The organism is Streptomyces sp. NP-1717 (assembly GCF_022695985.1).
Taxonomy (GTDB): domain Bacteria; phylum Actinomycetota; class Actinomycetes; order Streptomycetales; family Streptomycetaceae; genus Streptomyces.
Genome location: NZ_JAAPBF010000253.1, coordinates 1 through 10,059, shown reverse-complemented (window position 1 = coordinate 10,059; position 10,059 = coordinate 1). Strand labels below are relative to the sequence as shown.

10 protein-coding genes are annotated in these 10,059 nt (G+C 72.0%); 6 read left to right on the top strand and 4 right to left on the bottom strand.

Features of this window, described 5'->3' with window-relative positions; translation table 11 throughout:
* Positions 1–418 precede the first annotated feature (418 nt).
* Together GXP76_RS35770 and GXP76_RS31050 are read left to right on the top strand one after the other, a co-directional pair.
* The gene (locus tag GXP76_RS35770) at positions 419–625 is read left to right on the top strand and encodes a hypothetical protein (RefSeq protein ID WP_277994015.1); all 207 of its coding nucleotides are present in this window, start codon (positions 419–421) and stop codon (positions 623–625) included.
* Between the two features lie 485 nt (positions 626–1,110).
* Complete coding sequence (locus GXP76_RS31050; protein ID WP_242574954.1) at positions 1,111–1,803, top strand: tetratricopeptide repeat protein; 693 nt, start codon at positions 1,111–1,113, stop codon at positions 1,801–1,803.
* Positions 1,804–1,867: 64 nt separating this feature from the next.
* Here GXP76_RS31050 and GXP76_RS31045 read toward each other — a convergent pair whose 3' ends face one another.
* Positions 1,868–3,223, bottom strand: a complete 1,356-nt coding sequence (locus GXP76_RS31045) for a DUF1015 family protein (protein ID WP_242574952.1) — start codon at positions 3,221–3,223, stop codon at positions 1,868–1,870.
* An 85-nt stretch (positions 3,224–3,308) separates the two neighbouring features.
* On the opposite strand from GXP76_RS31045, the gene GXP76_RS31040 reads away from it, so the two are divergent.
* On the top strand, positions 3,309–4,337 hold the full coding sequence (locus GXP76_RS31040) for an HAD-IIA family hydrolase (protein ID WP_242574951.1): 1,029 nt from the start codon (positions 3,309–3,311) through the stop codon (positions 4,335–4,337).
* Positions 4,338–4,517: 180 nt separating this feature from the next.
* On the opposite strand, the gene GXP76_RS31035 is transcribed toward GXP76_RS31040, so the two are convergent.
* Both GXP76_RS31035 and GXP76_RS31030 read right to left on the bottom strand, forming a co-directional pair.
* Entirely contained in the window at positions 4,518–5,354 is an 837-nt protein-coding gene (locus GXP76_RS31035) for a siderophore-interacting protein (protein WP_242574950.1), read from the bottom strand.
* Positions 5,354–6,415, bottom strand: coding sequence for an ABC transporter substrate-binding protein (locus tag GXP76_RS31030; RefSeq protein WP_242574949.1), 1,062 nt, complete (start codon positions 6,413–6,415; stop codon positions 5,354–5,356). The genes GXP76_RS31035 and GXP76_RS31030 overlap by 1 nt, the downstream gene beginning before the upstream one ends.
* A gap of 121 nt (positions 6,416–6,536) precedes the next feature.
* Between GXP76_RS31030 and GXP76_RS31025 the strand changes: the two genes are divergently transcribed.
* From GXP76_RS31025 to GXP76_RS31015, 3 genes are all read left to right on the top strand, one after another.
* Positions 6,537–7,538: an iron ABC transporter permease gene (locus GXP76_RS31025; RefSeq protein WP_242574948.1), complete on the top strand. Its 1,002-nt coding sequence runs from the start codon at positions 6,537–6,539 to the stop codon at positions 7,536–7,538.
* The gene (locus tag GXP76_RS31020) at positions 7,535–8,629 is read left to right on the top strand and encodes a FecCD family ABC transporter permease (RefSeq protein ID WP_374363242.1); all 1,095 of its coding nucleotides are present in this window, start codon (positions 7,535–7,537) and stop codon (positions 8,627–8,629) included. Before GXP76_RS31025 ends, GXP76_RS31020 begins: the two co-directional genes overlap by 4 nt.
* A gap of 92 nt (positions 8,630–8,721) precedes the next feature.
* Positions 8,722–9,537 (top strand): ABC transporter ATP-binding protein, encoded by an 816-nt coding sequence (locus GXP76_RS31015; RefSeq protein ID WP_242574947.1) that lies wholly within the window; start codon positions 8,722–8,724, stop codon positions 9,535–9,537.
* 84 nt (positions 9,538–9,621) lie between these two features.
* On the opposite strand, the gene GXP76_RS31010 is transcribed toward GXP76_RS31015, so the two are convergent.
* The gene (locus tag GXP76_RS31010; RefSeq protein ID WP_242574946.1) at positions 9,622–9,969 is read right to left on the bottom strand and encodes an SCP2 sterol-binding domain-containing protein; all 348 of its coding nucleotides are present in this window, start codon (positions 9,967–9,969) and stop codon (positions 9,622–9,624) included.
* Positions 9,970–10,059: the final 90 nt, after the last annotated feature.

The following is a 10,059-nucleotide window of genomic DNA, read 5'->3' as shown; positions in this document are numbered from 1 at the left end:
CTTTCAAGGACCCCTGGTCCAGCGTTCACGCTGGACCAGGGGTCCTTTTTGTTTTCTCTGCTTTGCACGAAGCGCGTCCGATCACCGGCTGCGTGAGAATGACTGTGGTACCCGAAGACAGGAGCAGTGCCGATGTCCCCCAACTCTCCCGACGACCGTCCGGAGCGCGAATCGCGTCGTAGGGACGGTGGTGGTGACCGGAGCGGTTCCCGTGGCGGTCGTGACGACCGTGGTGGTGGCCGTCCCGCCGGTAGGGGCGGTGGTGTCGGTGACTACGTAGCCCGTAACGACAACCGCGGTGGCGGCCGACCTGCCAGTGGTGGGCGTCCCGCGAGCGGCGGTCGTCCCACCGGTGGCGGCAGGCCGACCAGCGGCGGCGGTGGGTTCCGTGGCCGTGACGAGCGGCCCTCTTCCCGTCGTGACGACCGGCCGAGTGGTCAGCGTCGGGATCGGGACGACGATCGCGGTGGCCGGCCTTCAAGTGGTGGACGTCCCACCGGTGGTGGGCGTCCGAGCAGCAGCAGCGGCGGCGGTGGAGGGTTCCGTGGGCGCGACGAGCGTCCCGGCGGGCCTCGTCGCGGCGATGACCGTGGTGGACGTCCTACCGGTGGCGGCCGCCCCGTGAGCGGTGGACGGCCGAGCACCGGCGGCGAGCCCCGTCGTGATGATCGCCGTGACGACCGCCGTGACGAGCGTCCGTCCTTCCGTCGTGACGACCGGCCGAGTGGTCAGCGTCGGGATCGGGACGACGACCGTGGCGGTCGGCCTTCAAGTGGCGGGCGTCCCACTGGTGGTGGGCGTCCGAGCAGCAGCGGCGGCGGTGGAGGGTTCCGTGGGCGCGACGAGCGTCCCGGCGGGCCTCGTCGCGACGACAGGTCGAGTGGTCCGCGCCGTGGCGACGACCGTGGCGGCCGGCCCTCCGGCGGCGGCGGTTACGGCCGACGCGACGACCGTGACCGCGGTGGGTTCCGTGGGCGGGACGACCGTGGCGACCGCGGCGGGTTCGGACGTCGTGACGACCGAGACCGGGACCGGGAGCCCATCAGGCGGCTGCCGATCCCCGAGGACGTCACCGGTGACGAGATCGACACGGCTGTCCGGCAGGAGCTGATGAGCCTGCCCAAGACGCTCGCCGATGACGTGGCCAAGAACCTCGTCATGGTCGCCAACCTCATCGACGAGGACCCCGACCAGGCCTACGCCTACTCGCGCGTCGCGCTGCGGCTCGCCTCCAGGGTCGCCGCGGTGCGTGAAGCGGCCGGCTTCGCCGCGTACGCGACGCAGAAGTACGGCGAGGCGCTCGCCGAGTTCAGGGCGGCGCGGCGGATGACGGGCAACGTCGACCTGTGGCCCGTGATGGCCGACTGCGAGCGTGGCCTGGGGCGTCCCGAGCGGGCCATGACCATGGCCGGTGAGCCCGAGGTGCTGAAGCTCGACAAGGCCGGCCAGGTCGAGATGCGGCTGGTCGCCGCCGGTGCGCGCCGGGACATGGGGCAGATCGACGCCGCCATCGTGACCTTGCAGGGGCCGGAGCTGGGATCCAACTCCGTACAGCCGTGGACCGTGCGTCTGCGTTACGCGTACGCCGACGCGCTGCTGTCGGCCGGGCGCGAGGACGAGGCACGCGAATGGTTCGCCAAGGCCCTTGAGGCGGACAAGGACGGTGCCACGGACGCGTCGGACCGTCTCGCGGCGCTGGACGGCGTCCAGTTCGTGGACGTGGACGAGGACGACGACATCGAGGACGACCTCTCGGACGACGAGCCGGAGCACGGGCCGGAGTTGGGGACCGACAAGTCCTGATCCGGCGACCGCACCGTGAAAGAGGGCGGCACCCCCACCGGGGGTGCCGCCCTCTTCCCGTCTCTCAGCCGTCCGCGAGGCTCCGCAGCACCAGGCCCGTCGCCGGCTTCGGGCCGAACGACGTCGACTTGCGCGGCATCGTGACCGCCTGGCGCGCCAGCTCCCGTACGACCTCTTCGCGCACCGGGTGCAGCAGGACCGCCGTACCGCCGTGGCGTTCCGCCTGTTCGACCGCGGCTCGCGTGTCGTGGATGTACGAGATGTGCTCGGGCGCGTCCGGGATCTTCCAGATGTGGTCGAGCAGCGTGGAGTGGAGCACGGTCGCGTCGAGGGCTCGCCACTCCGCCGGGCGGTCGGCCCGCACTGTACGGGCGAGCAGGGCCTCGTCGGGGCGGTCGATCAGATGGAAACGGCCGTCGCCCGCCAGCAGGAACGCGTTGTTCGCACCCGCACCCGCCGCCGTACCGGCGCCCGCACCCGCGGCGTCGGACAGTGCCCTGACCGCTTCCGGCAGCGTGCCTTCGAGCGTGCGGACCCGGAACGAGCCCGGCACCGCCTCCAGCGCCGCCAGTGCCTCCGCGACCGGCAGCCCGTGCAGCAGCCGGTGGATCGCGCGTACCTGGAGTGGGTGGCGCGCGGTGTCGACAAGCAGGACCAGGCCGTAGGCCCACGGCCCGGCGGCGGACGCCGGATGTTCCTCGCGCAGCCGCAGATAGGTCGCCCACCGGTGGTGGCCGTCGGCGATGAGGGCCTGGCGGTCGGCGAGGTCGTCCTCGATCTCGGCCAGTTCGGCCGGATCGGTCACCGACCAGAGGCGGTGGCTGAAGCCGTCCTCCGTCGTGGTCGACAGCAAGGGCTCGCGCAGGGCGGTGCGTTCGATGACCGCGGTCGTGCCGGACGCGCCGGTCGTCCCTGCCGTCCCGTCCGGCGAGCCGTCCTCCCCGCCGCGGTAGGTGAGGAGCAGCGGCTCCAGATTCGTCGCGGTCGCCCGCATCAGGGCCGCGCGGTCCTCGACGATGTCCGGCATCACGTCCTCGTGGGGCAGGACGACACCCTCGGCGGGTGCGGACAGCGCCAGGGCCCCGATCACGCCGCGCTGGAGCAGGTCGCCGTGGCGCTGCTCGTACACGTACAACGCCGGTTCGGGGTCCGGCGCGAGGACGCCCTCCGTGAGCCAGCGCCGGAGCGTGCTCGCCGCCTGGCGGTGCCGGTCCGCGGCCGTCGCGGCCTGGGGCAGGATCAGCCGGACGATGTTGTGCGGGTCGGCCGACTCCAGGTGGTGCAGCCCGTCGGGCCGTACGACCACGTCGTACGGCGGCGAGGTCACGGCGGCGAGGCTGCCGACCCGCTCGGGGACGTAGCGCAGTCCGCGGAACGGGATCAGGCGGAGTCCCTTCGGCGCCGGCCCTGTGGTGTTCATCTCCGCATCGTATGCGGGCCGGGCCATGAGCGATGATCGGGGGAGGAGAGCCCGGCCGACGGGCGGACGAGGGAGCGGAAGACAGATGAGTCAGCGGAGCAGGACCAGGCCCGACGGCAGCGCCACGTCGCTGAACGAGGCGTACGACACGGCTCTGCTGGACCTCGACGGAGTGGTCTACGCGGGCGGTGAGGCGATCGAGCACGCCGTCGACTCACTGGTGGTGGCCCGGGACGGCGGGATGCGACTGGCGTACGTCACCAACAACGCGCTGCGCACGCCGGACGCCGTCGCCGCGCATCTGACGGAGCTGGGGGTGCCCGCCGAGCCCGCCGAGGTGATCACGTCGGCCCAGGCGGTGGCGCGGCTGATCGCCGAGCACGTCCCGGCCGGTGCGCGGGTGCTGGTGATCGGCGGCGAGGGGCTGCGGGTCGCGCTGCGGGAGCGGGGACTTGAGCCGGTGGAGTCGGCCGACGACGACCCGGCGGCCGTGGCGCAGGGCTACGGGGGGCCGGACCTGCCGTGGGGGCGGTTCGCCGAGGCCGGGTACGCGATCGCGCGTGGTGTGCCGTGGTTCGCGTCCAACACCGATCTGACCATTCCGAGCGCGCGCGGGATCGCGCCGGGCAACGGGGCGGCCGTCGAGGTCGTACGGATCGCCACCGGCGCCGAGCCGCGGGTCGCGGGCAAGCCGCTGCCGCCGATGCACCGGGAAACGGTGCTGCGTACGGGCGCGAAGCGGCCGATCGTGGTGGGGGACCGGCTGGACACCGACATCGAGGGCGCGTTCAACGGCGGTGTGGACTCGCTGCTGGTGCTGACCGGGGTGACGGACGGGGCGCTGCTGCTGGCCGCCGAGCCCAAGCACCGGCCGACGTATGTGGACGCGGATCTGCGCGGGTTGCTGACCGGGCAGCCCGAAGTCGAGGTCAAGGACGGTGCGTTCGGGTGCGGGGGCTGGACCGCTTCCGTACGGGACGACGCCCTGGTCCTCGACGGGGACGGCGGGGCGCTGGACGGACTGCGGGCGCTGTGCGCGGCGGCCTGGACGCACGCGGGAGACGGGGCGTGCGCTCTGGAGCCGGGCAAGGTCCTGGCGAGACTGGGACTCTGACCCGCCGGTCGTCGGTCGCGCCGCGTGCCCCGTTGCCCGTCGCGCCGCGTGCTCCGTCCTCGGTCGCCGGTCGTGCCACCCGCCTGTTTCCCGGTCGCCGGACAGCTCGTCGAGCAGGTCCGGCGACCGGGAGCAGAGCGAGGCACCGGGACGAGATCCGGCTGAATCCGCCGGCCGGCGCTACGCGTCCTCGCCCGTGATCAGCAGGTAGTCCTCGGAGGTCCCGCGCCGCCAGTAGCCGGTGAACTTCACCGCCCGGCGGTCGAAGCCGCGTTCGCCGACGAGATGTCTGCGGACCGCCCTGACGGTGGCCGACTCGCCCGCGATCCAGGCGTAGGGCGTGCCGTCCGGCAGGTCGTCGGCCGCGCGTATCGCGTCCTCGGTGGCGGGCGCCGACTCGTCCCGGACGAGCCAGGTGACGCGCGCGTCGGCCTTGGTGGGGAGTTCGCACCGGTCGGCGCTGTGGTGGAGGGCGATCCAGGCACGGGCGGGGATGCCGGGCGGCAGGGATTCCAGGATGCCGGCGACGGCCGGGAGCGCGGATTCGTCGCCGGTCAGCAGGATCCAGTCGGTGCCGTCCGGCGGCCGGAAGTCGTACCCCGTGTTCTCCTCGTGGAGCGGGGCGAGGATCCCGATCCGGTCGCCGGGAGCGGCCTTCAGCGCCCACCGGGTGGCCGGGCCCTCGCCGGATCCGGGCAGCAGTTCGTGCACGGCGAAGTCGATGTCCAACTCCTGCGGGTCGCGGCGCAGTTCGCGCACCGTGTAGGTGCGCATGACGCCGCGTACGTCAGGATCCAGGGCGCGCCACGCGGCCCACCAGTGCCCGTCGTCCGGGCCCGGCAGGACGGGGGAGTCCTGTCCAGGTCTCGGCAGGAACAGCTTGACGCGCTGGTCCCGTCCCGCCGACGAGAAGCGCGCGACGTCGTCGCCGCCGAGGGTGACGCGCACGAACGAAGGGGTGGGGCGCGTCGTACGGAGCACGCGCAGGGTGAAGAACTGGAACGGGTCGTCAGACATCAGGCCAGCCTCCTCGACTTGGTGATGGCCGCCGCGAGCTGTTCGAGCACGGGCGCGTAACCGGCGTAGCTGTAGCGCTCTTCCATGGACCACGGTGTGATCTGGTCGGCCTTGACGGCGGGCAGCCTGCTCCAGGTGGGCCGCTTGGCGAGTTCGGCGGCGGGGAGGGCGGTCGAGCGGTTGTCGACCATGATGAGATCGGCGTGGTACTTGTCGGCGTTCTCCCAGCTGAGGAATTCCCAGAAGCCGAACTCGTCGGACTTCTCGCCCTCCACGAACTCGACTCCGAGGTCCTTGAAGTAGTTGAGGTCGCAGTACGAGTCGGGAACGCCGACGTACATCTGTTCGGCGTCGCCGGTCATCGCGAGGACCTTGAGGCCGCCGTCCGCCTTCTTCGCCTCCGCGGCCGCGCGCAGCGTCTTCTCCGCCCTGTCGAAGCGAGCCTTGGCGTCGACGGTCTTCCTCGCCGTCGGATCCGCGCCGAGTGACTGTGCCAACTCGGTGTAGCGCGTGAGGGGTTGACGCAGACTCACCCGGCCGCCGGTGATGCCGACGCTCGGCGCGAGGGCCTCGATCTTCTTCACGCTCTCGGCGGGCACGTACCAGAGGTCCGGCGGCGGGAACATGTTGCTGATCAGCAGGTCGGGCCGGAGGGCCGCGTACTTCTCGATGTTGAACTCGCCCCAGGCCCGGCCGAGGCTGGTGAGCTTCGTCAGGTCGAGGTCGCCGGCCTGCGGGTTGGGCTTGCCGCCGATCGGCTCGCTCGGGCCGAAGACGCCCGTGCATTCGACGCCGTAGTCGTGCAGGGCGGCGGCCGTACTGATGAACGCGACTATCCTCCGGGGCGGTTCGTCGGCTTTCGCCGTCCTGCCGCGGTCGTCCTCGAAGCTCCAGGGGCCGCCCTTGCCGGCGTCGTCGGCGGAGCCCGACCCGGCTCTCGCCGTGTCGTCGTCGGCGCCGCAGCCGGTGAGCAGCGCGCCGAGCCCGAGGGCGCCGGTGGCCGACAGCAGTCGGCGCCGGGTGAGGGGGAGGCGGGCCGGAACCGGAAGGGGGCTGTTCATTACGGTGATTCCCTCATGGCTTCCCTCTTGAGGATCAAGTATGAGGGTAGGCTAACCTAACCGAGTGTTGGTCGACAGTCCCCCCGAATCCGAACAGAGCGCGGAGCCGAAACCGCCCACTGTGACCCGGAAGCGCCGAACGCTGCGCGCCGCCGGGCTCCTGGTGTCCGTCGGTCTCCTGCTGCTTGTCTGCGCCGCCGGTATCGCCGTCGGCGCGAAGTCGATACCGCTCGGCGACGTATGGCACGGCCTGTTCCACAACTCCGGCACCGGCAACGACGTGATCGTCGTCGACGTCCGGCTGCCCCGGACCGTGCTCGGGCTGCTCGTCGGCGCCGCGCTCGGACTGGCCGGCGCGGTGATGCAGGCGCTGACCCGCAACCCCCTCGCCGAACCGGGACTGCTGGGCGTCAACGCCGGAGCCGCCGCCGCGGTGGTCTCGGCCATCAGCTTCTTCGGTGTCACGTCCATCAGCGGTTACGTGTGGTTCGCCTTCGCCGGGGCCGCGATCGTCTCCGTGCTCGTGTACGCGCTCGGCGGCAGCCGCAGCGCGACACCCGTACGGCTCGCCCTCGCCGGCACCGCCGCCACGGCGGCGCTCTTCGGCTACGTCAACGCCGTACAGCTGCTGGACTCTGCGGCCCTCGACCGGCTGCGCTTCTGGACCGTGGGATCCCTCGCGTCGGCCGACATGTCGACAGTCGGCAAGGTGTGGCCCTTCATCGCCGCCGGAATCGCCCTCGCACTGCTGATCGCCCGACCGCTGAACGCGCTGGAGATGGGCGACGACACCGCCAGATCGCTCGGCGCCCATCTGACCCGCACCCGCGTCCTCGCCATGGTCTGCGTCACCCTGCTGTGCGGCGGGGCGACCGCGGCCTGCGGGCCGATCGTCTTCGTCGGGCTGATGGTGCCGCATCTCGTACGCGCCATCACCGGGCCGGACATGCGGTGGATCCTGCCGTACGCCGCCGTGCTCTCGCCCGTCCTGCTGCTGGGCGCCGACGTGATCGGACGCGTCGTCGCACGGCCGGCCGAGGTACAGGTCGGGATCGTCACCGCGATCATCGGCGGGCCCGTCTTCATCCAGCTCGTACGCCGCAGGAGGATGGCCCAGCTGTGAAGAGAACTCCGACCGCCGAGAGCGGCACCACCGCCGCCGGAAAGACCGGCCGTGCGCGGCCGGCGCGCGCGATCCGTACCCCCGGCGGACTCTCCGTCAGGACGGACGTCCGCTCCGCCCTCGTCGTCCTGCTGCTCCTCGCCGCCGTGTGCGCGATGTCCGTGATCCTCATCGGGCGGGGCGACTTCCCGATGGCGCCCGGCGACGTCGTCGCGACCCTGCTCGGGAACGGCACGGCGGCACAGGAGTTCATCGTCCAGGAGCTACGGCTGCCGAGGGTCCTCGTGGGCCTGCTCGTCGGCGCGGCGCTCGGGGTCGGCGGGGCGGTCTTCCAGTCCATCTCCCGCAATCCGCTGGGCAGTCCGGATGTCATCGGCTTCGGCCAGGGCGCGACCGTCGGCGCGCTGAGCGCGATCGTCGTCTTCCAGGCGGGCTCCGCCGCAGTCGCGGGCGGCGCCGTCGTCGGCGGTCTGCTGACCGGTACGGGGATCTATCTGCTGGCCTGGAAGCGCGGCGTGCACGGCTACCGGCTGGTCCTCATCGGCATCGGCGTCGCCGCCATGCTCACGGCGGTCAACCACTACCTGATCACCAAGGCCAGTCTCATCGACGCCACGCGCGCCGTGCTGTGGATGACGGGATCGCTCGACGGCCGGGACTGGGCCCAGGTCTGGCCGCTGCTCGCCGTCTGCGCCGTACTCATCCCGCTGGCGCTCGTGTACGGGCGGCCGTTGCGCATGCTGGAGATGGGCGACGACGCGGCCTACGCGCTCGGTGTACGGGTCGAACGCACCCGGCTCGTGCTGATGGGCGCCGCCGTGCTGCTCGTCTCCGTGGCCACCGCCGCCGCCGGGCCGATCACCTTCGTCGCCCTCAGCGCGCCCCAGCTCGCACGCCGGCTCACCCGTGCGCCCGGCCCTAACCTCGGCCCGGCCGCGGCGATGGGAGCACTGCTCCTGCTGGTCGCCGACTGGACCGCGACATCGGCGTTCGGCGACCGTCAACTGCCCGCCGGAGTCGTGACCGGAGTGCTCGGCGGCTGCTATCTGCTCTGGCTGCTGGTCACCGAACGCAAGGCGGGCCGCATATGAGCGCCGGCGTCCCCGTCCGGGACACCGGTACGGCTGCCCCGTATCCGGCTCCCGCCCCCGACTCGTCCCATCCCACGCCCAGGAGCACGACCATGCAGCGACTCACGGCGGAATCCGTGACCCTCGGCTACGACCAGCGGGTCATCGCCCGCGATCTCTCCGTCGAGATACCCGACCACTCGTTCACCGTGATCGTCGGCCCCAACGCCTGCGGGAAGTCGACCCTGTTGCGCGCGCTGTCACGGATGCTCAAGCCCTCCCGGGGCCGGGTCCTGCTCGACGGCGCCGCGATCCACTCCATGCCCGCCAAGAAGGTCGCCCGGACGCTCGGGCTGCTGCCGCAGTCCTCCATCGCACCCGACGGCATCACGGTCGCCGACCTCGTCGCGCGGGGCCGCTACCCGCACCAGGCGCTGCTGCGCCAGTGGTCCCCCGACGACGAACGGATTGTCGAGGAGTCGATGGCGTCGACCGGCGTCGGCGAACTCGCCGATCGCCATGTCGACGAATTGTCGGGCGGACAGCGCCAGCGGGTCTGGATCGCCATGGCGCTCGCCCAGCAGACACCGCTGCTGCTCCTGGACGAGCCCACCACGTTCCTCGACATCCAGTACCAGATCGATGTCCTCGACCTCTGCGCCGATCTGCACGAGACCCAGGGCCGTACGCTCGTCGCCGTCCTGCACGACCTCAACCACGCGGCCCGCTACGCCACGCATCTCATCGCGATGCGCGAGGGCGAGATCTACGCGCAGGGGCCGCCGGCCGAGGTCGTCACGGCGGAGCTGGTCGAGCGCGTCTTCGGGCTGCGGTGCCAGGTCATCGACGACCCGGAAACCGGCACCCCGCTCGTCGTCCCGGCAGGGCGCAGGGCGCGGCACACGGTGCCCGTGGGGCTGCCCGAGTGAGCCGTACGCGCGCCCGGGCGCGCTGTCCCGGGCGTGACGTGGCAGCGCGCGCTCCCTTCGGGCTCCGGGCCGTGACGGCCGGGTTCAGAGCAGCGAGCGCAGCCGCAGCAGATCGCGGAACCCCGCTTCGAGCTTGACCCGGCCCGAGCCCCACGCCTTGGCGAAGTGCAGCTCTCCGTCGACCATGGACACCAGATCGTCGCCCGTCATGGCCAGTCTGATCTGCGCCTTCTCACGCGGCGGACCCTCGTGGGTGTCCAGCACCTCGATCCGGCCGTCGTCGAAGCGGCCGGTGAAGGTCGTGTCCAGGTCGGTTATGTGGCAGCTCAGCGAGCGGTCGAAACCGGCCGCCCCGCGGATCCCGTCGTCCGCCCGCGCCATGTTGTCCGAGAGCTTGTCGAGTGCGCTGCGGCACTCATCCTTCGTCGCCATCGTGATCGACGGTACCCCAGGGCTTCGCGGTAGCGTCGGGGCATGAGCGACGAGACGGCGGCGTGCCACTCCTGCCACGTGTCGTTCAGC